16 protein-coding genes, 1 tRNA gene and 1 pseudogene are annotated in these 19,629 nt (G+C 62.4%); 6 read left to right on the forward strand and 12 right to left on the reverse strand.

The window, feature by feature from the left end:
- Positions 1-250 (forward strand): annotated as a pseudogene (locus DMP08_RS10835) (IS256-like element ISEle1 family transposase); the annotation flags it as partial.
- 264 nt (positions 251-514) lie between these two features.
- Here DMP08_RS10835 and DMP08_RS10840 read toward each other — a convergent pair.
- From DMP08_RS10840 to hemH, 3 genes are all read right to left on the reverse strand, one after another.
- Positions 515-591, reverse strand: a tRNA-Pro gene (locus DMP08_RS10840).
- A 173-nt stretch (positions 592-764) separates the two neighbouring features.
- Positions 765-1,988 carry a bifunctional phosphopantothenoylcysteine decarboxylase/phosphopantothenate--cysteine ligase CoaBC gene (gene coaBC / locus DMP08_RS10845; RefSeq protein ID WP_244596950.1) on the reverse strand — a complete coding sequence of 408 codons (1,224 nt, stop codon included), beginning with the start codon at positions 1,986-1,988 and terminating at the stop codon, positions 765-767.
- Positions 1,981-3,012 (reverse strand): ferrochelatase, encoded by a 1,032-nt coding sequence (gene hemH, locus DMP08_RS10850; RefSeq protein WP_123192904.1) that lies wholly within the window; start codon positions 3,010-3,012, stop codon positions 1,981-1,983. The genes coaBC and hemH overlap by 8 nt, the downstream gene beginning before the upstream one ends.
- Before the next feature lie 95 nt (positions 3,013-3,107).
- On the opposite strand from hemH, the gene DMP08_RS10855 reads away from it, so the two are divergent.
- Entirely contained in the window at positions 3,108-3,830 is a 723-nt protein-coding gene (locus DMP08_RS10855; protein ID WP_123192905.1) for a putative ABC transporter permease, read from the forward strand.
- 55 nt (positions 3,831-3,885) lie between these two features.
- Here the strand turns inward: DMP08_RS10855 and DMP08_RS10860 are convergent, their stop codons facing one another.
- From DMP08_RS10860 to ileS, 3 genes are read right to left on the reverse strand one after another with little or no spacing between them, the layout of a single operon-like run.
- On the reverse strand, positions 3,886-4,902 hold the full coding sequence (locus DMP08_RS10860; RefSeq protein ID WP_123192906.1) for an RluA family pseudouridine synthase: 1,017 nt from the start codon (positions 4,900-4,902) through the stop codon (positions 3,886-3,888).
- Positions 4,899-5,492 (reverse strand): signal peptidase II, encoded by a 594-nt coding sequence (gene lspA / locus DMP08_RS10865; RefSeq protein ID WP_244596951.1) that lies wholly within the window; start codon positions 5,490-5,492, stop codon positions 4,899-4,901. The genes DMP08_RS10860 and lspA overlap by 4 nt, the downstream gene beginning before the upstream one ends.
- 4 nt (positions 5,493-5,496) lie before the next feature.
- Positions 5,497-8,346 carry an isoleucine--tRNA ligase gene (ileS, locus tag DMP08_RS10870; RefSeq protein WP_123192908.1) on the reverse strand — a complete coding sequence of 950 codons (2,850 nt, stop codon included), beginning with the start codon at positions 8,344-8,346 and terminating at the stop codon, positions 5,497-5,499.
- A 266-nt stretch (positions 8,347-8,612) separates the two neighbouring features.
- On the opposite strand from ileS, the gene DMP08_RS10875 reads away from it, so the two are divergent.
- Entirely contained in the window at positions 8,613-9,497 is an 885-nt protein-coding gene (locus DMP08_RS10875) for a DegV family protein (protein ID WP_123192909.1), read from the forward strand.
- Positions 9,498-9,627: 130 nt separating this feature from the next.
- On the opposite strand, the gene dinB is transcribed toward DMP08_RS10875, so the two are convergent.
- A complete protein-coding gene (dinB, locus tag DMP08_RS10880) occupies positions 9,628-10,896 on the reverse strand; it encodes a DNA polymerase IV (RefSeq protein ID WP_123192910.1) in 1,269 nt (422 codons plus the stop codon).
- A gap of 237 nt (positions 10,897-11,133) precedes the next feature.
- On the opposite strand from dinB, the gene DMP08_RS10885 reads away from it, so the two are divergent.
- Entirely contained in the window at positions 11,134-12,264 is a 1,131-nt protein-coding gene (locus DMP08_RS10885) for a pyridoxal phosphate-dependent aminotransferase (protein WP_123192911.1), read from the forward strand.
- A 44-nt stretch (positions 12,265-12,308) separates the two neighbouring features.
- On the opposite strand, the gene DMP08_RS10890 is transcribed toward DMP08_RS10885, so the two are convergent.
- Both DMP08_RS10890 and DMP08_RS10895 read right to left on the reverse strand, forming a co-directional pair.
- Positions 12,309-14,900 (reverse strand): heavy metal translocating P-type ATPase, encoded by a 2,592-nt coding sequence (locus DMP08_RS10890; protein WP_123192912.1) that lies wholly within the window; start codon positions 14,898-14,900, stop codon positions 12,309-12,311.
- A gap of 256 nt (positions 14,901-15,156) precedes the next feature.
- Complete coding sequence (locus tag DMP08_RS10895; RefSeq protein ID WP_123192913.1) at positions 15,157-15,498, reverse strand: metal-sensing transcriptional repressor; 342 nt, start codon at positions 15,496-15,498, stop codon at positions 15,157-15,159.
- 310 nt (positions 15,499-15,808) lie between these two features.
- On the opposite strand from DMP08_RS10895, the gene DMP08_RS10900 reads away from it, so the two are divergent.
- Together DMP08_RS10900 and DMP08_RS10905 are read left to right on the forward strand one after the other, a co-directional pair.
- Positions 15,809-16,369 carry a hypothetical protein gene (locus DMP08_RS10900; RefSeq protein ID WP_123192914.1) on the forward strand — a complete coding sequence of 187 codons (561 nt, stop codon included), beginning with the start codon at positions 15,809-15,811 and terminating at the stop codon, positions 16,367-16,369.
- Positions 16,370-16,412: 43 nt separating this feature from the next.
- A complete protein-coding gene (locus DMP08_RS10905; protein ID WP_123192915.1) occupies positions 16,413-17,066 on the forward strand; it encodes an SOS response-associated peptidase family protein in 654 nt (217 codons plus the stop codon).
- 86 nt (positions 17,067-17,152) lie between these two features.
- Here DMP08_RS10905 and DMP08_RS10910 read toward each other — a convergent pair whose 3' ends face one another.
- From DMP08_RS10910 to DMP08_RS10920, 3 genes are all read right to left on the reverse strand, one after another.
- A complete protein-coding gene (locus tag DMP08_RS10910; protein ID WP_123192916.1) occupies positions 17,153-18,124 on the reverse strand; it encodes a DMT family transporter in 972 nt (323 codons plus the stop codon).
- A gap of 67 nt (positions 18,125-18,191) precedes the next feature.
- Positions 18,192-18,926 (reverse strand): ATP-binding protein, encoded by a 735-nt coding sequence (locus DMP08_RS10915; RefSeq protein ID WP_123192917.1) that lies wholly within the window; start codon positions 18,924-18,926, stop codon positions 18,192-18,194.
- Positions 18,927-19,093: 167 nt separating this feature from the next.
- Positions 19,094-19,603: a flavin reductase family protein gene (locus tag DMP08_RS10920; RefSeq protein WP_123192918.1), complete on the reverse strand. Its 510-nt coding sequence runs from the start codon at positions 19,601-19,603 to the stop codon at positions 19,094-19,096.
- Positions 19,604-19,629 lie beyond the last annotated feature (26 nt).

Raw genomic sequence — 19,629 nt, forward strand, 5'->3', positions numbered from 1 at the left:
GAACGAGCACCGGGGGCTTCGGCTCGACAGGCGCATAAAGGCGGTGTTCTGGTGGTGCTACATGCATACCGAATGCCTCATGGCCCCTGCCGACATCCTGCGGGAGATGCCCACCGACGCGACGATCGCGGAGATGTACCGAGCGGCTGCGGAGACGAGCGAGAAAGACCGGGCTATCGCCCAATGGGGCACGGCGGTCCGGTGGAGCGACCTTCATTCAAGCGGGCCATACAGAATCGATTATGATTAGCTCGCAGACACACATTTCTGCCTATAACCCCCCGATCCCCGGTGCCTGATAACGATCGCGCGCAATGGGAACAGAGCGGAAGTAGAGGTCTCGAAGGCCGTGTACGACGCCCTCGACGATATGCAGAGGGAGCATTGGCGGCTCGAGCGCAGGGAATCCCGCCATGCCAGCAACGCGTCGAGCAAAATCTTATAGTCGCCATGCGAGGTACCCCAAACGAAAAGCAGGCCAGAAGCTCTTAAGCCTCTGACCTGCTGTAATAGCTGGTCGGGTTGACAGGATTTGAACCTGCGACCCCTTGACCCCCAGTCAAGTGCGCTACCAAACTGCGCCACAACCCGTTCATGCTCGCTTCTTCGAACTCGCGCTCTTCCGAAGCAGCGCAGATTATATTAACCGTATCGCCCAGGCTTTGCAAGCCTGAATTTCCATCTTTTGAAAATTTCTGGCGCTTGCACTAAAAAGTTCGAGCTTCCCTTGCCCGCAGGCCAGGAAAGCTCGAACTCCCGGCGCTTTACCGCAGGAACTCGACCGCCTTGTTCAGGATCGCGTCGGCCAAGCGGGCTTTCGACATGCGCGGAAGCTCCTCGATGTCCTCGTCGTCAACGAACCACACCTTGTTGTCGTCGGTGCCGAAAGCTTTGCCCTCGCCCACCTGGTTCGCCACCACAAGATCGGCGCGCTTCGACACCAGCTTCTTCTCGGCGTTCGCCACCACGTCGTTCGTTTCAGCCGCAAACCCTACAACCACCTGGTGCGTTTTCCGCGCACCGAGGGTCGCCAAGATATCCGGGTTCTCAATCAGCTCCAGCACGCCCAGCTCCGCGTCCGACTGACCCTTCTTCAGCTTGCGGTCAGCCGCCAGCTTCGGGCGCATATCGGCCACCGCAGCCGCGAACACGGCGATGTCGGCGCCTTCGAATGCCTCTTCAGCAGCTGCGAACATGTCGCGCGCCGTCTTCACATGGACGACGCGCACGCCCTCGGGCGCCGGAATGGACACCGGGCCGGAGATCAGCGTCACGTCCGCACCACGCAAGGCAGCAGCGCGCGCCACGGCGTATCCGGTCTTGCCGGAAGAATGGTTGGAAATGTAGCGCACCGGATCGATGGGCTCCACCGTGGGGCCGGCCGTCACCATGACGTGCCTGCCCGACAAATCTCGGCTCATGCCCAGCTCCTCGAGCACCGCCGTCACAATATCGTCGATCTCCGCCAAACGACCGCGGCCCACGTCGCCGCAAGCAAGGTAGCCGTCCCCGGCTTCGATGATGCGCGCCCCGCGAATGTGAAGCTTTCCAATGTTGTAGCGCGTGGCGCCGTTCTCGTACATGTTCACGTTCATGGCAGGCGCTATGACCAACGGCGCCGTGGTGGCAAGCGCGGTCGTGGTCAGCAGGTCATCGGCAATCCCGTTTGCTATCTTCGCAATGACGTTGGCCGTGCACGGAGCAATCAAGAACACGTCCGCCTCTTGAGCAAGCGAAATATGGTGGATGGGATCCGACGGATCGTCGAACAGTCCGACGGCCACCGGCTCGTGCGTAAGCGCGCGAAACGTCGTAGGCCCCACGAACTCGGTTGCGTGCTCGGTCATGACGACCTTCACGCGCACGCCGGCCTTCTGCAACGCGCGAACGATCTCGCAGGACTTGTAGACGGCGATGCACCCCGTAACCCCTAGCAGCACCGTTTTTTGCGCGGGCTCGACCGCGGAGCGGCCCTCGTCTTTACCCATGATTAGCCTCCTCGATATGCGGCCGCAGCACGTCGGATAAAACGCGCAAATGCGCTCGGCTGCGGTCGAGGCAAGGCACGTATACGAAACTATCGGAATCAGGCGTCCTCCCCGCCTGGCGAATATGATCGAAATAGAAAGGTTTCAGCTCGTACTCGATATCGTAAAGCGTCTCCAGGCAATCGACGGCGAAGTTCGGGCAAACGTAGAAAACGCGCCCCACATTGGCTTCCGCCCATCGAGCCAGGGTATCGCGCGAAAACGGCTTGAGCCATTCCCTGCCCTTGTCGAACTGGCACTGATAGCCAATAGTCCACCGGTTGCGATCAAGACCCAGTTCGCTTGCTATCTGCAAACTCGAGGCGCCCGTCTGCAGCTCATAGGTGTCCCCCGCTTCGATGTCGACAAGGGGGATCGAATGGTACGAGAACAGCAGGCGATCGTCTGATTCGATCTGAAAACCCGCGTGTTCGATGGAAGCCGCTATCGCGCGAATGTACGTGACGTGGTCGTGGTAGTTGTCGATGAAATCGCACGGGACCTTCCAACGCGTTTTCTTGAGCGCATGCTCAACGCTGTCGGAGACCGATCCGGTGGTGGAGTAAGCGCTCTGCGGGTACAGGGGCAGAACCACCAAGCGCGTGCATCCGGCCGCCTTCATCTGCTTCACGCAACGTCGCACCGTAGGATCGCTGTAGCTCATGGCACAGCGAACCATCACGTCGAAGCCCTCTTCCTGAAGCGATGCGTTCAGCCCCGATTCCAGCTTCTCATGCGCCACGGTGAACGGCGACCCTTCGTCAGTCCAGATCTTCGCATACTTCTCGCCCGAAGCGCGCCCACGCTTGGGTAGGATGAACAGATGCAGGATGAACCACCAAGCCACGCGATTCATCGGAGCTATGCGCTTGTCCATCAGGAACCTGGCCAAATACGCACGAACAGCACGAGGACGCGGCTCGGCCGGCGTCCCGGTATTCACGAGGAGAACCCCGCAACGACTACCGGCTGACACGATGCTCATCACCTTCCTGCAATTGACATGGGGTGTAACGGTTTAATTTCAAGCCCCCTAAATCTGATATAGTTTAGCCCATTGACTTATCGGAGGGCAGGTGAATGGAGAAAGAACCTCAAAATTCAAGCGTCTTCAAGGAGATAGGTCAGGAAGTCCGCGAACAGGTCAAGCCGAATTTCGGCTATTTGAAGATCGACTACTTCACATTGTTCTGGCTGTTCGTAGCCGGTAGCGTGTTTGGGATTGCCGTGGAAACCATCTTCCATGTAATCGTGTACGGAAGCTACGAAAGCCGTGCCGGTCTGGTCTGGGGTCCGTTTTCCCCCATTTACGGCATGGGAGCCGTGCTGCTCACAGTGAGCTTGAATCGCTTCCATCATTCCCACAACTTGATCATCTTCATCGTGTCGATGGTGCTGGGATCCGCGATCGAATACACGGCAAGCTGGCTCATGGAAGTGCTTTGGGGAGCCATAGCCTGGGATTACACCGGCACGTTCGGGAGCATCGGAGGACGCACGAACTTCGCATTCGGCGTCATGTGGGGCCTTCTGGGGCTTCTGTGGGTTCGCATCGCAATGCCGCTCGTCAAGCGCGCTCTCTCCCGCGTGAACGCGCGAACCACGACGGCAAAAGCGCTGACCGCCGCAGCAAGCGTGCTTATGGCGCTGAACATTGCCGTCACCGTGCTTGCCCTCGATCGCGAAAGCCAGCGGGCGCAGGGCGTGCCCGCCGTCACCTGGGAGCAGCGTGCTTTAGACGAATGGTTCCCGCAACCCTACATGCAGGAGCACTTCCATAACATGAGCGTCTACGGGAAGTGACGCGAAGCGAACGGGCGCAAGGCCCCGACCCCGCGTCCGGATCGTGCGCCTCGCTCTAGCGCGAAAGCGCCTCGAAAACCTCCTGGCCGGCCGCCGTAAGACCTTCGCTTCGGTCGGACAGCGTATCAAGAGCCGTCTGGAGATCCTCGGGCAACGCATCGAAGAAGCGCAGATCCTCGCCGGTTTCCGGATGCGCGAAGCCAAGTTGGAACGAATGCAGGAATTGCCGGTCAAGCCCCAGATCGGCGGAAGCGTCCTTCGGAGACCTGGACGAGTACACGGGGTCTCCCACCAAAGGGTGCTTCGCGTACTCCATGTGCACGCGAATCTGGTGCGTTCGTCCCGTGAACAGCTTGCAATCGATAAGCGTGTAGCCGTCGTCTTTCGCGCGAGGCTCGAACCGCTCGAGCACGCGAAACGTGGTAATGGCCTCGCGCGCAGAAGGCGCAACGCGTACGGCCATGCGCGTGCGCTCGTTCGCAGAGCGGGCAATGGGCGCGTCCACCATGCCCGTATCGTGCGCAACAACGCCATGCACGAGCGCCAAGTACCGACGATCGACGGCGCGATCGCGGATGTCGGCCATGAGAGCGTACCCCGCCTCATCGGTTTTCGCGGCCAGCATGAGCCCGGTCGTATCGCGGTCGAGGCGGTGTACGATGCCCAGCCGATCATCCTCGCCCTGCACGTTGCAGAGATTCTCGGCCCCGCAATGAAATACGAGCGCGTTCACCAACGTACCGTCATCGTGATCGACGGAAGGGTGGCACACGAGCCCCGCCTGCTTCGAAAGCACGATAAGATGCTCGTCCTCGAAGCGAATGTCCAAATCGATGGGCTGGCCCGCCAACGGACCCGCCTCGATTGCGTCTTCTACCTGGTAGACAATGGTGTCTCCAGCGGCCACGGCGTGCTTCTTCGCAACGGACGCGCCGTTCACGTACACGGCGCCGTCATCCACCGCGCGCGCAGCAGCGCTGCGGCTCGGGTACAGCCCGCGAGCGGCCAGCAGAGCATCCAAGCGCTGGCCGGCGTCTTCGGCGGCGACGATATGGGACAGCAGGCGCGTCATTGATCGTCACCCTCCTGCACCTGATCGACATGCGAGGCCGCCAAAGCCCCCATGCGACGTTCGCGTATCAGCAAACCTACAATAAACAGAACGAACCCGCAGGTCACGCCAACGTCGGCAACGTTGAACACCGGAAAGTCGATGAAAACCGGCTCGATGAAATCCACTACGTAGCCCAACGCGAACCGATCGATGGCGTTGCCCAACCCTCCGGCAACCACCAGCGCAAGGCCCAATGCCTCAAGCATCGAGGCGGTCGGCGAAAACCCTATCAAATACACGACGAGAACCGCGCACACGACCAGCGACATAACCCCCAAGGCGAACGTGGAGTCGCCGAACATGCCCCACGCCGCCCCGGTGTTGTGGACAAGATGAAAGCGCACGATCCCCCAAAGCGAGTTCGCCGAAGCCTCTCCCACCGCGTAGTTCGCGGTGAACCAGCTTTTGGTGAGCACGTCCAGCGCCAGCCAGGCCAAGCCGGCCGCCCCGAGAATCAGGGCACTGCGCAGGCGATGCGAGTGCGCAGCGCCTGCAACAGTCCCTTGCGTCTCGAGACGGTCGGTTTGGGCTTTGTTGTCGTCGATCAAAAACCTACTCGCTTTCCGTGAAGCCGATGGCGTCGAGCGCATCGCCGCAGCGATCGCACACGTCAGGATGGCTTGCGTTGCCACCGAGCACACGGTAGTTCCAGCAGCGCGGGCACTTCTCCGCATCCGTGCGCGCAACCGCGGCCGCAAGCTCGTCGCCTTCGACGAACGCTACGGATGCCACGATGAACAGCTCTTCGTACACGGCGGCGTCGTAGCGCTCCAGCACGTCGAGCGCGCTGCGCGGAGCCGTCACCGTCACAGCAGCTTCCTGGCTCTTGTTCACAACCTTCTGGCCGCGGGCGTCCTCAAGCGCCTTCGTCACCGTTTCGCGCACGCCCAGCACCACGCCGAAGTCCTCAGCCATGCGCTCACCGCCTTCTGCGGGAATGGCGGGCACGAAGTCCGAGGCTTCAGGCCAACCGGCCAGCTGCACGTTGGCAGGGCGGCCTTCGCTCATGCGCTCGGCCTGCGGATAGTGCTCCCACACCTCGTCGGTCGTGAACGTCAGGACGGGCGCCAGCACGCGCACGAGCACTTCGAGGATGTTCGCGAGCACGGTCTGCACGGCGCGTCGGCGCGGCGAGTTCGGCGCCTCGGAGTACAGGCGGTCCTTCGTCGCATCCATGTAGACGGCCGACAGATCGTTCACGATGTAGTCGTACACGCTGCGGTACACGTAATGGAAGCGGTAGCTGTCGTAGGCCGCCTCGACGTCGGCAAGCAGATGCTGCGTGCGCACCATCGCCCACTGGTCGATCGGCTCGAGCCCCTCCCAGTCGCAAACGGCGTCGCGCTCGAAGCAGAAATCGTCCAAGCTGCCCAGCAGGAATCGGAACGTGTTGCGGATGCGGCGATACGCTTCGCTCGTGCGCTGCAGGATCTCGTCGGAAATGCTCACGTCCTGCGAGTAATCGACGCTGGCCACCCATAAGCGCAGCACGTCGGCGCCCACCTTCGCCATCACGTCGGCCGGGTCCACGCCGTTGCCGAGCGACTTCGACATCTTTCGGCCTTCGCCGTCCACTGTGAAGCCGCAATGCATGACGGACTTGTACGGCGGCACGCCGTAAGCGCCCACACTGGTCAGAAGCGACGACTGGAACCAGCCGCGATGCTGGTCGGAGCCCTCCAGGTACATGTCCGCCGGGAAGCGCAGACCCTCGGCCTCGCGATGCTTCAGCACGGAGGTATGGGACACGCCGCTTTCCCACCACACGTCCAGGATGTCCTTTTCAGGCACGAGCTCGCCGCAGCCGCAGGTTTCGCACTTCACGTGGCGGGGCAGGTATTCGGACGGCTTGCGCGTGAACCATGCGTCGGCGCCCTCGCGGTTGAACAGGTCGATGACCGCGTCGAACGTCTCCTCGGTAGCTACCGTGCTGCCGCACTTCGCGCACTTGAAAACGGGAATGGGCACGCCCCACGAGCGCTGGCGCGAAATGCACCAGTCAGGACGGTCGGCCACCATGCTGCCGATGCGGTTCTTCGCCCACGCGGGAATCCACTCCACCGTGTTCTCGATGGCGTTCAGGGCGTTCTCGCGCAGCGCGTTCTTGTCCATGGACACGAACCACTGGTCGGTGGCGCGGAAGATGACCGGCTCGTGGCAGCGCCAGCAATGCGGGTAGCTGTGCAAGATGGTCTTCTGGGCCACGAGCGTGCCGCGCTCGCGCAGCCACTCGATGATCACCGGGTTGGCCGCCTCGACGTCAAGGCCGGCGAAGGGGCCCGCCTCGTCGGTCAGCACGCCGTTGTCGTCCACCGGCATGAGCAGCGGCACGTCGAATTCGAGCGCCACCAGGTAGTCGTCCTGGCCGTGTCCGGGAGCCGTATGCACGGCGCCGGTGCCCGAATCGAGCGTGACGTGATCGCCGTAGATGACGGTGCCCTTGAGATCCTGGCGGATGGGGCACGTGTAAGTCAGGCCGGTCAGCTGACGGCCCTTGAGCGCAACGGGCTCGCCGTCTTCGCCGAGCACCAGGTCATAGCTCTCCCAACCCGCGATCTCGGCCACCTGCTCCACCAGCTCGCGCGCGAAGATCACGTTGGAGCCGTCGGCGCGCACCATGACGTAGTCGGCGTCGGGGGCAAGCGACACGGCCGTGTTGGCCGGCAGCGTCCAGGGGGTGGTGGTCCAGATGAGCACGTAGGCGTCGCCCTCGGCTCCGGCGGCCTCGAACACGCCCGGCATCACGTCGAGCTTGAACTTCACGAAGATGGACGGCGACGTTTCGTCGGAGTACTCGATCTCGGCCTCGGCCAGCGCGGTATGGCAGCGCTTGCACCAGTGAATGGGCTTGCGGCCGCGGTAGACCGACCCGTCCAGGTACATCTGCTTGAACACTTCCACGTTGCCGGACTCGTAGTTCGGCGTGAACGTGAGGTAGGGGTGATCCCAGTCGGCGTTGACGCCCAGGCGCTTGAACCCGTCGCGCTGGATGTCGACGTACTTCTCGGCCCATTCGCGGCACAGGCGACGCAGCGTGGGCTGGTCGATCTTGGCCATCTTCTCAGGTCCGAGGGTCTTTTCCACCATGTGCTCGATCGGTTGGCCGTGGCAGTCCCAACCGGGCACGTACGGCGTGAAGAAGCCGCGCTGCGCGTGAGACTTGTTCACGAAGTCCTTGAGGATCTTGTTGAAGGCATGGCCGATGTGAATGGGGCCGTTGGCGTACGGGGGGCCGTCGTGCAGAATGAAGGGCTTGCCGTCCTTGTTCTTTTCCAGCACGCGCTCGTAGATGCGCTCCTCTTCCCACTTCGCAAGACGCTTCGGCTCGCTTTCGGGCAAGTTCGCCCGCATCGCGAAGTCGGTCTTGGGCAGGTTCATCGTTTCCTTGTACGTATTGGCCACGGGATGCCGTACCTTTCCTCAAGAGTCCAAGATGCATGCGGCGCGCAGACCCAAAGATCCCCTGCGGCCCGCCGCTCATTTCAATCGTTGCAAACCGCTATAGTATAGTGGAAGCAAGGCAGGATACGGCGAGTTCGATCGCACTTTTCAAAATTGCGACATAGGAAAGCGCGCGAACCGGTATACTTCTTGTGTTTGCAATTCAAAGCGAGCGGCTTTTGTTTCCGAACATGCCGTTCGCTTGGCTTTTCAGGAAGGAAGCGACTATGTCGATGAACTTCGAAATCGTCACCGATTCAAGCAGCAACCTCGTCGAAGAGATGATCGACGATTTCGGCTTGCACGTCCTGCCCCTCACTTTCATGGTCGATGGCGAGGACGAAGTGTACCAAAGCTACCTCAAGGGCGAGCACACCGACCTATCGCAGTTCTACACCATGATGCGCGAGGGGAAGGTGTTCAAAACCTCCCTGCCGAACCTGGCCGACACCGAGCAGCTGATGCGCGGCCTGCTGGAGCAGGGCCGCGACGTCCTGTACCTGGGATTCTCGAGCGGCCTGTCCGGCACGTACGAAGCCGTGGAGCTTCTGGTGGGCCAGCTTGCCGGCGAGTTCCCCGACCGTACGGTGCTCTCCGTGGACACGCTGGCGGCCTCCGGCGGCGAAGGCCTGCTGGTGTGGCACGCGGTGCAGCGCGCTCGCGCAGGCGCCGCCATCGAAGAGGTCAGGGATTGGGTTGAAGCCAACAAGCTGAAGCTTGCCCACTGGTTCACGGTGGACGACCTCATGTTCTTGTTCCGTGGCGGGCGCGTGTCGAAAACGAGCGCTTGGGCAGGCACGATGCTCAACATCAAGCCGGTCATGCACGTGGACGACGACGGGCATCTGGTGCCTATGGAGAAGGTGCGCGGGCGCAAGAAATCGCTCAACGCCCTGATCGACCATATGGAGAAAACGGCGCTCAAGCCCATCGAGGACCAGATGGTGTTCATCACGCACGGCGACTGCCTGGAGGATGCGGAGTACGTTGCCGCACAGGTCAAAGAGCGCTTCGGCGTGCGAGACGTGGTCATCAACTACGTGGATCCGGTGATCGGCGCGCACTCCGGACCGGGCACGATGGCGCTGTTCTTCTTGGCTGACAAGCGCTAAGCCCTTCCGCGAAACGAAACTTGCCAAAAGGCCGACGGGACGCCCCGTCGGCCTTTTCGTTCGCCCGCTTCCCAATGCGAATCAGCCCGTTGCGTCCGCCCTTCCTCGACGCAGCGCTTCGGATGCGCTTTTACTTGTAGTCTGCGATGTTCTTGCTTGACGAGCCGGTGGTGTTCTTCTCGTTGCGCAGCTCGTGTCCGAACCGCACGGCCGATTCGCCGAACCGGTTGCGCACAAGATCGGTGGCGTCAAGAAGACCCCGGCGCTTGCCCTCGTCTTTGATGACGGGCACAGCATCGTCGTCCGACGGCGCGGCGTCGGACAGGTCGAACAAGCTTTCCTGCACGGCGGCGTTCGCGTCGAACCCGGTCATCGCGACGCCGATCAAGCGAACCGGCATGCCCGGACGCCACACTTCGTCCACCATGCGGTACAGGATCGGGGTGTAAGCCAGCTCGTCGTCGGAGGGGTTCGGCAGCCGCCGCTGAACCGAGCGCACGCTCCGATCGTCGAATTTGACCCGCAGGCCAACCGTGCGTCCGACAAGCCCTTTGCGACGCAAACGACGGCCCACTTTGGCGGCCATGGTGGCAATGGCCGCTTCCACATCTTGCCGATCGACCAAATCGTGTGCGAACGTCATTTCGTTGGACACCGACTTCACCGCATCGTCCTGCTCGACCGGCGCATCGTCGCCGCCGAGCGAACGGATGTGCATGACGCGACCGTTTTTGCCCAGCATCCTTACCAGCATGGCCTCGTCGGCTGCAGCCAGCTGTCCAAGCGTGACGATGCCTCGCGAGCGCAGCTTCTCCTCGGCCGCGGCCCCGATGCCGCTCATAACCCTGACGGGCAACGGCGCCAGGAAGTCCCGCTCGCTTCCCGGATACACCACGGTCAAGCCGCGCGGCTTGTCCATGTCGGAAGCGATCTTCGCCACCGTCTTGGAGGCTCCAACGCCGATCGAGCAGGTCACACCTAGCTTTTCCACACGCGCCTGGATGCGCTGCGCCACGAGCACCGGATGCTCGCAATTGACGGCGGTCGGCGTCACGTCCATGAACGCCTCGTCGATGCTCACCTGCTGCACGCGGGGGGTTTCGGCTTTCAGGATATCCATGATCTGATTGGAGATCGCCCGATAGCGATCGAAATGCCCGCGCGTCCAGATAGCGTGCGGGCACAGGCGCTTCGCCGTTGACGAGGGCATGGCGCTGCGCACGCCGAACGGCCGAGCCTCGTAGGATGCGGTGGACACCACGCCGTGCTTGTCGGGGTCGCCGCCCACGATAACAGGCTTGCCGCGCCAGGCGGGATGGTCCAGCTGCTCGACCGAAGCAAAGAACGCGTCCAGATCAACCAGAAGGATGGCAGGGCCTTCCCAGGGAGCCAGAAGCATCGAGGAGTCCTGGTCTCCATTGCAAGTCGAATCGGTATGTTCACCCGAAAGATTCATGGTCGCAATTAGTCTACCATGTCCCCTGCGCACGTAGGGAACTTGTGCTAGGATGTTCATTCCCTGCCTTTTAAGGAAGGCATGGATGCGACGCATTCGAACGCCCGCTTCAAACGCTCACCTGGATTTCGACGTCGAATCCATTTGCGGTTCGTTGACGACAGTCGGAAAGGAGGGACGATGGCGCTGCATGAAACCGTCGCGCGCGGGTGCGTACGCGACTGCGTGACCGCGCTTCCCGAGCAGCTGCTCTCTCCGCCCTACGAGTTGCGTACCGAAATGAACTGGATAGACTTTTCGGGCACGGCGAACCCCTTGGGCACTCCCCCTACGTTCATACGAGCTATGGAAGCAGCGTTGGCCGCCGGACAGTTGAACTACCCGCCCGACCGCGAGGCCCATACGCTGCGCAGCGTGCTTGCGCGCAGGTTCGGGCTGCCCGTGGCATCGTTTCTCGTGGGATCGACCGTCGGCGACATGGTTCGGGCGGTTGCCCAAACCTACCAGCCTTGCACGGTCGGCGTCACGGTGCCGGGACCGGCCGAGTATGCGCTGGCAGCGGGAAACGCCGGGCATCGCGTGGTCGAGATTACCAGCCCGGCAGGATTCGTCATTCCCGATCCCGCCGCAGCCGAACGACACGGCATCTACTTCGACGCGGCCGTGCTGGCCAACCCGGGCTACCCCACCAGCCGCCTCTTGCCGCAGCCGACGTTGCTGTCGTACCTGGAGGCATGCACGTGGGTGGTGGTGGACGAACGATCCATCGAGCTTACGCTCGGCGGCGAGAGCATGGTCGAGCTCACGTCCGAACATCGCAACCTGGTGGTGGTTCGCTCCTTCTGCGAGCCCTTCGCCATGCCGGGCGTGCCCATCAGCTACTGCATAGCGCACCCCGACACCATCGCGCAGATCGCGCGCTTCTACGACAGCTCCGCGGTTCCGATGTTCGCCGAAGTGCTCGGCGAATTGACCTTGACCGAAGTAGGGCACCTGGAGCGCACCCGCGAATTCCTGGATTCGGAGATTCCCTGGCTTCAGTGCATGCTCAACCTTATTCCCGGTATCGACATTTTCCCCGCGGAAGCGAACTACGTCATGTGCACCTTCGACGCAGGACCGGACATGACGTTAGGCGTTGCAAGCGCCGAAGAGCTTGCCAGCAGACTGCAGCTTGCCGGCTTCCTGATTCGCAAGCTGGAAAGCACGCCGGGCCTTGAAGACGGCCGCTACTTCTGCGTGGCCGTGCGCACGCGCGAAGACAACGAGAAATTGATCAGCGCGCTGCGCGAGATCATCGTAGGCTGTTAACGCGGGAAGGAAGCCTTGCGAACGGCGGCTCCCTTCCCGCAATGCTAGTCGACCTTCGTCACTTCGTATCCGGCATCTGCCACAGCGGCAGCAAGATCCTCGGCGCGCACGTCCTTCCCAAGCTTCGCAACAGCGGTCTTTGCTTCCAGATCCACGATAGCCTCCTCGACGCCCTCCACCCCTTCGAGGGCCTTCTTCACGTGCGCGACGCAATGCGGGCACATCATGCCCTCCACATGCAAGGTTCTTTCCATGGCTGTCTCCTTTCTTTCGGGTGCCTCGACGCCGCCCGATTCGCTTTGCTGATCGGCAGCCTGCCGGGCCGCCGCCGTTGCCGTCCGACTGAAGCGCGGCTCCCACCTGCGCAACCGAAGGGCGTTGGCCACCACGCACACCGAGCTCATGCTCATAGCCGCCGCCGCGATCATGGGATTGAGGTTGATCCCGGCGAACGCGAACGCACCGGCTGCCACGGGAATGCATACCGTGTTGTAGACAAGCGCCCAGAACAGGTTCTGCTTGATGTTGCGCAGCGTGGCGCGCGAAAGCTGAATGGTTGCGGGCACGTCGAGCACGTCGCTTCTCATGAGCACCACGTCGGCGCTCTCGATAGCGATGTCCGTACCGGCTCCGATAGCTATCCCGACATCGGCACGCGCAAGCGCGGGCGCGTCGTTGATGCCGTCGCCCACCATGGCAACCTTCCCCTGGCGGGCTAAGCGCCGGATCTCGCGTTCTTTGCCATCTGGAAGCACCCCCGCAATGACCTGATCGGCCCCCACTTCGCGCTGAACGGCCGCAGCGGTGCGCTCGTTGTCTCCGGTCAGCATGACCGTGCGAATGCCCATGGCCCGCAACTCGGCCAGCGCCGCCGCGCTCGCAGGCTTCACGGTATCGGCAACCGCCAAAACTCCCGCCAGCCGACCGTCCCACGCGAAGAAGAGCGGCGTTTTGCCCGCGTCGGCGAAACGCTGCGCGTCAGCTTCCAAAGAGGCAACGTCCACGCCCTGCGCGCGCATGAGCCGGTCGTTGCCGGCCAATGCAGGCATGCCGTCCACAACGGCCGTCAGGCCCCCGCCCGGCACCTGCGCGAATTCTTCTACGGCAAGACGCTGAACGCCGCACCGCTCGGCCCACGCGACGACGGCCAACGCCAGCGGATGCTCCGAGCGGCCCTCGATAGACAGCGCAAGCCGAGCCAGATCACCCGAGCTTGCATCCGGTGCGCACAGCGCGTCGGTCACGCTCGGTTCACCGCGCGTGACGGTACCCGTCTTGTCCAGCACGACGGTTTTCACGTCATGGGCGGTCTCAAGCGCCTCCGCCGACTTAACCAGGATGCCGCGCTGCGCGCCACGGCCCGTGCCCACCATGATAGCCGTGGGAGTTGCCAATCCCAGCGCGCACGGACACGAAATCACCAGCACCGTAACGGCATGCGAGAGCGCGGTTTCGAGCGGAGATCCCAACGCCGTCCACGCAACGAACGTCGCCGCGGCGATCACGATGACCACGGGAACGAACACGCCCGATATTCGGTCGGCGATCTTCTCGATAGGGGCTTTCGTGGACGTAGCCTCGTCCACCAGCCGAATGATGCCGGAGAGCACGGTGTCGTCGCCCACACGGTCCGCGCGCATGGAAAACCAGCCCGTTCGATTCATGGCACCGCCGGTCACGGCATCTCCCGGCCGCTTCTCAACCGGAACGCTCTCCCCCGTGATGACCGATTCGTCCACTGTACCCGCACCCTCGAGCACGATGCCGTCCACGGGCACGCCTTCGCCCGCCTTGACCGCCAGCACGTCGCCCACGCGCAGCTCTTCCACCGGCACGCGCTCCTCGCGCCCGTCCGTCAGGCGCACGGCTTCCTTGGGAGCCAGATCCATGAGCTTCGCGATAGCGTCGGTGGTCTTGCCTTTCGCCCGCGCCTCGAAGTACTTGCCCAGCGTGATGAGGGTCAGGATCATGGCCGCAGACTCGAAGTACAGATCCATGGACGCCGCATGCGCCGTATGCAAGTCCCCCGCTCCCAGCGCGTACCCCATTTTATACAGAGCGTACACGCCGTACCCCGCCGAGGCGGTCGAACCCAGCGCTATGAGCGAGTCCATGTTCGGCGCACCGTGGAAAAGCGCCTTGAACCCCACGCGGAAGAACTTGAAGTTGACGAACGCCACGGGAAGGAGCAGGAGGAACTGGGTAAGCGCGAACGGAATGACGTTCGCCTCGCCGAGCAGAAACGCCGGCAACGGCCAACCGAGCATGTGCCCCATGCTCAGGTAGAACAGCGGAACCGTGAACGCCGTCGACACGACCAAGCGCATCCGCACGTGCGCCGCTTCGGCGGCCGCGTCGACAACGGGGCTCGCCTGAGCAGCGCGAGCCCGACTACCGCCCGAAGCGCCGCCTTGCTCGACGCGGGGAAAAGCCCCGTATCCGGCCTTTTCCACGGCGGCGCTCACTTCAGCGGCCGCGTCCGAAGCCGATACACCGTCGGCGTAGGTCACGTCCATGCTGTTTTTAAGAAGATTGACCGACACGCCTTGCACGCCGCCCACCGCCCGGGCGGCTTTTTCCACTCGAGCCGAGCATGCCGCGCAGGTCATGCCCGTCACGTCAAATGTTTGCTTCATCTTGCATTCCTTTCCGGCGCGTGCCGAAGCGCCCGCTCCGCAGCCCGACGCTCCGCGAGCACAGGGCGCCGAGACACTGCGAGGGGCTCGCAAAACCCATTGTCGCCCGAAACGTACGCTTTCGGGCCGTTTTCCGTACGTTTCGGGCGACAATGACCCTGCGCGCCGGCCGTTCGCAGCGGATGTTCACGACAGCCGTTCGCGTCAGGCGTTCGCAGCGGCCCTACGCACTGGCCCTACGCATCGACCCTTCGCGTTAACGCGAGAACTTTTTCAGCAGCTGCATGACCTCGTCGATAACTTCCGTGTTGCCGCGCTCTATTTGCTCGACCACGCATGTTTCCAGGTGATTGCGCAGCATAATGGCCGAAACGCTGTGCACGGCGCTTTCCGCCGCCGCAAGCTGCGTGAGCACGTCGCCGCAGTAGCGGTTGTCGTCGATCATTGATTTCACGCCGTTGAGCTGGCCTATCACGCGATTGAGCCGCTTTTGCAAGTCATCCTGCAACTCAGCCGAACGCGGCGTGTCCTTATGACGGCAGCAGCACGCACCGGCAACGGGCGCGCTTGTTTCGCCGTTGCGCTTATCGGTTGCCATAACGGTCCTTTCTCGAAGGCGCATCCATCCTGCACATACCCCCAGGGGGCATGCGATTACGCGAGTATATACCCGTACGGGGCATTGTCAAGCACTCTTATGGGAAATTTCGGAATACGTCGCACGGTAGCCGAATCGTATGCAAGCGCCCCGCAAACTTTCCACCCGCCAAGATACCAGGGGGCGGCGCTTACGATGAACGGGCTTACGATGCAGGCTTACGATGAACTTCTCGAATCCGCAACGATGCGAGCCGTCGTCGGAAAGCTCGTGATACAATGCTCGACCACCTTCGAAAGGAGCTGGACCCATGTCGACCGTGCAGTCCGTGCAAGACATCAAGAAAAGCCGCCCGAGCGCGCGCGTGGCTATCGTCTCCATGCTGCTCATTCCCTTGGTAGGCGTCGGATGCCTGCTGTTTCCCGATGTCGCCGAGGAGGTGCTGCCCTACTTTCTCGGCGTGCCCATGGTCCTTTCGGGCGCGGGCAGCATCGTCACGGTAGCACGCGAGCGAAACGTCGATGCCGCGCAGAGCAGCGTGGGAACCGCCATTGTGCTGTGCATTTTGGGAATGACGACCATCGTCCATGGCTCGAAGTCCACCATGTTCATCGGAATTATCTGGGGTTTGCTGGGCCTGTACAAAGCAGGCGGCGAGTTCGACCAGATCATAGCTTCCATCAAAGCGAAAGAACCCTACCTTCTGCCGCTCGGCCTATGCGTGTTCCAGCTGGTCCTGGCGGTGCTTTTGATCCTCAACCCCTTCGCCAACATCGAGCATCACCTGCTGTTGCTGGGACTGGAGCTTATCGTCTACCCCTTCAAGGTCCACCGCGAGCACGGCAAGTTCAAGCTGGAAGCCGAGGCGTAAAGCCAATCATCACCCGGAAAACTCGGCCCGCCAAGGAGAAGCCATGTGCCATCGTTTCGCCACGCTCAAGCGCGCAGACATCATGAAAGCCGCCGAGTCCATCGCGGCGGAACTTGCGTTGGAGGGGATCGACCTCAGCATGCTCGATGCGCTCGAAACGTATCGCCAGCACCTTTCCCGACCTATCGACGCAGCGGAAGCGTACCCTTCGTCCACTGTTGCGGTGATTGCGGCAACAGGTCGGGGGTCGCAACTTGCCGTCGCCGATATGGTCTGGGGATTCGATGCTCCTTGGGCATCGTCGGGCACGGTGTACAACGCGCGCATCGAATCGATCCTCGAAGGCCAAGATGGCATGTGGGCAGACGCTGCCGTCCGACGAAGGTGCATCGTTGCCGTGCGGGCGTTCTTCGAAACCCACCGAAGCGAAACCGCCCTCGACAAGACGACGGGGAAAAGCGCGAAGCGCCAGTACGCGTTCGAACGCGCCGACGGAGAGCCGCTTTTCCTTGCGGCAGTTCACGAAAAAGGTCGCTTCGCCCTTGTGACCACGAAGCCGTGCGCGTGCGTGGCAGACGTGCACAACCGCATGCCGCTCGTGCTGAATACACAGGAAGCAGCCCAATGGCTGGGCGGACGATACGCCGACCTGGCCGATCGCAGCAAGGTGCCCCTGTACGCAAAGCCCGAAGACTGAGCTTGCTCGAGCCCCTCCAACGTGCAGACGAAGCCCAGGAATCCGGCAAGCCTTCCGATCGGGCGCAAGGATTCCGCGAGCGGCGTTCACTTCCCCCGCTCGGACAGGAAAAGGCCCGCCACTGTAAGAAGGACGCCCACCAGAACAGGCGGCGTCAACGGGTCCCCCAGCACAATCGCCGACGCCATGACGGTCAACGCCGGCACCAGGTAGATGTAGAGGCTCGTGCGCACCGGCCCCAGCTCGCGCACCGCAACATTCCAGGTCACGAAACATAAAGCACTCGCCCCTAAGCCCAGAAACGCCAGGTTCGCCCAGGATTGCGGCAAAAGGAGCGCAGGCCAGTCGGGCGAAAAGCCCAGCAGGGGCAGCGTCGGCGCCATAAGCGCCAAGCCCCAGGCGAACGTCCGGCGCGTCGCCAGTACGCTATCGTACCCGAACGTCGAGATCTTCTTCGACACCAGGGAGTAAACCGCCCATGTAGCGGCGGCCGCAAGGGCAAGCGCCACGCCTACGACAACCTCTCCCAGCCCTGCCCTCGCTCCGGCAGCCGCCGGAAGCGCTTCCGCGCCGCCGAAACTGACCAAGCACACGCCCGCCATGGCCACCAAGAAGCCGAAGAAGAAGGGCGCGTGCAACCGCTCCTTGAAAACCGCCGCCGAAAGCAAACCGGTGAACAGGGGCGCTGCCGCCACCACGACGCCGACGATCGATGCCGTAACGAACGTGAGCGCAATATTCTCCAACAGGTAATACAGCATGACGCCCGTAGCGCCGGCCGCGATAAACCAGCGCTCCTCGGCGAAACCGCGAACCGACAGCCGTCGAGGCCTTAGGGCAACAAGCGCTAAAAAGCCCATGACGAAGCGGAAGAAAAGGATTTCCACAGGCGCGAAATGTTCCAGCAGCACCTTCGTCGAAACGAAGGTGACCGCCCATATAAGCACCGTGACGAGCGCAACCGCATGCCCGCGCGCAATGGGGGAACCGCCCGACCCGCCGGCAGTTATCAACCGTTTTCCTCTAGACGTCCCGTCACCGCGCGCGCCAGCCTTCATGCTTCACCTTTCGTCGCAGACGAACGATAGCACGAACCGGCACCGCGCGCGGCAAGAACGTCAATCGCTACAGCAGCTCTCCGCGCACCGACACGGTTACGACTTCGAGCGGCACATCCTTGCCGCTGAGCTCCAGCGCCGCGCGTGCCGCCTGCTCGATTCCGCCGCAGCACGGCACCTCCATGCGCGCAACGGTCACCGACGCGATGTCGTTGCCAGCGAATATGGCAGCCAGCTTCTCGGTGTAATCCACGGCGTCGAGCTTCGGACACCCGATAACCGTGGTACGGCCGCGCATGAACCTTCGATGGAAATCAGCGTAGGCGAAGGCCGTGCAATCCGCTGCCACCAGCACGTGAGCCCCCTCGAAATAGGGGGCGCGAACCGGAACGAGCTTGATCTCGACCGGCCATTGAGCAAGCTGCGAAGGAAGCGTCGAGGACGCATCGGCCTCAAGCGCGACGCCGAGCTGCTGCGGCGCAGGCCGAACCGGAGCAGGCTTCTCGGCTGCGAAGAACCGCGAGAGCGACCCCGGGCATCCGCCCGACCGACCGCCTGCGGGTGCGGCGGCCATCCGCGCCTTGACGGCCGCTTCATCGTACGGGGCCGCCTCGCGCTCGACGAACGTGATGGCGCCCGTAGGGCACGCCGGCAGGCAGTCGCCCAGACCGTCGCAGTAATCGTCGCGCAACAGGCGGGCCTTCCCGTCGACTAAGCCGATGGCGCCCTCGTGGCAAGCGCTTACGCATATTCCGCAGCCGTTGCAGGCCGCTTCGTCTATATGGATGACTCGTCTCATCATGACAGCATCTTTCTCCTCGTGCACAATCCGTCTAGCGTTCGCCGATCGTACCAGGATGCCATGCTCTATTCCGTTGTATTCACAACAAAAAACGCACCGAACCACCTGATCCATGATCCGCACATGTTCACGGCAAGCGCAACAGACGTCAGAGGAGCGCAGCGGCGTTAACGCTTGGCAAGGGCTCGTTCGACCTGCGCGATATACATGCAATGGTAGTCGTGCTGGGAATACCAGCGCTCATCGTTTTCCTTCGCGATGAAGTTCTCGGGCGGCATGTCCGCAGCGTAGAGCTTGCGGCACACGAGCACCAGATCGGCCTCTTGAATGCCCGTCGTGCCATCTACGTAGTAGGGTGACAACCCGGCGCGTGCAAGCTTGTCGGTTTGATCGCGTCCCGACACCTTGCCGCAGTACGCAAGCGCCTTGCGATGCTCCTCGCCCAGAAACGACAGCGTGAAGCGGTCGCTGGCATCGACGAACTCTTTGGTGTAGCGCTGAGGACGCAGGTAGACGGTCGCCGCGTTCATCCCCCACAGCACGCCGAAACCGCCCCAACTTGCAGTCATCGTGTTGCACCCGCGCTCGTCGCCTGCAGTCACGAGCATCCATTGGTCGCCGATCATGGTGAACGGGTTCATCTGCAGCTGAGCAACGTCGATCTCTTCGAATGCCATGCGAGCTCCTTCTCTCTTGTCCTCGG

It is taken from the genome of Paraeggerthella hongkongensis (assembly GCF_003726035.1).
GTDB lineage: Bacteria > Actinomycetota > Coriobacteriia > Coriobacteriales > Eggerthellaceae > Paraeggerthella > Paraeggerthella hongkongensis.

Coding starts and splice junctions, on each gene's coding strand:
- coaBC (WP_244596950.1), bottom strand. CDS start 1,988: ATGGGTAAAGACGAGGGCCGCTCCGCGGTCGAGCCCGCGCAAAAAACG.
- hemH (WP_123192904.1), bottom strand. CDS start 3,012: ATGAGCATCGTGTCAGCCGGTAGTCGTTGCGGGGTTCTCCTCGTGAAT.
- DMP08_RS10855 (WP_123192905.1), top strand. CDS start 3,108: ATGGAGAAAGAACCTCAAAATTCAAGCGTCTTCAAGGAGATAGGTCAG.
- DMP08_RS10860 (WP_123192906.1), bottom strand. CDS start 4,902: ATGACGCGCCTGCTGTCCCATATCGTCGCCGCCGAAGACGCCGGCCAG.
- DMP08_RS10875 (WP_123192909.1), top strand. CDS start 8,613: ATGTCGATGAACTTCGAAATCGTCACCGATTCAAGCAGCAACCTCGTC.
- dinB (WP_123192910.1), bottom strand. CDS start 10,896: ATGCTTCTGGCTCCCTGGGAAGGCCCTGCCATCCTTCTGGTTGATCTG.
- DMP08_RS10885 (WP_123192911.1), top strand. CDS start 11,134: ATGGCGCTGCATGAAACCGTCGCGCGCGGGTGCGTACGCGACTGCGTG.
- DMP08_RS10890 (WP_123192912.1), bottom strand. CDS start 14,900: ATGAAGCAAACATTTGACGTGACGGGCATGACCTGCGCGGCATGCTCG.
- DMP08_RS10895 (WP_123192913.1), bottom strand. CDS start 15,498: ATGGCAACCGATAAGCGCAACGGCGAAACAAGCGCGCCCGTTGCCGGT.
- DMP08_RS10900 (WP_123192914.1), top strand. CDS start 15,809: ATGTCGACCGTGCAGTCCGTGCAAGACATCAAGAAAAGCCGCCCGAGC.
- DMP08_RS10905 (WP_123192915.1), top strand. CDS start 16,413: ATGTGCCATCGTTTCGCCACGCTCAAGCGCGCAGACATCATGAAAGCC.
- DMP08_RS10910 (WP_123192916.1), bottom strand. CDS start 18,124: ATGAAGGCTGGCGCGCGCGGTGACGGGACGTCTAGAGGAAAACGGTTG.
- DMP08_RS10915 (WP_123192917.1), bottom strand. CDS start 18,926: ATGATGAGACGAGTCATCCATATAGACGAAGCGGCCTGCAACGGCTGC.
- DMP08_RS10920 (WP_123192918.1), bottom strand. CDS start 19,603: ATGGCATTCGAAGAGATCGACGTTGCTCAGCTGCAGATGAACCCGTTC.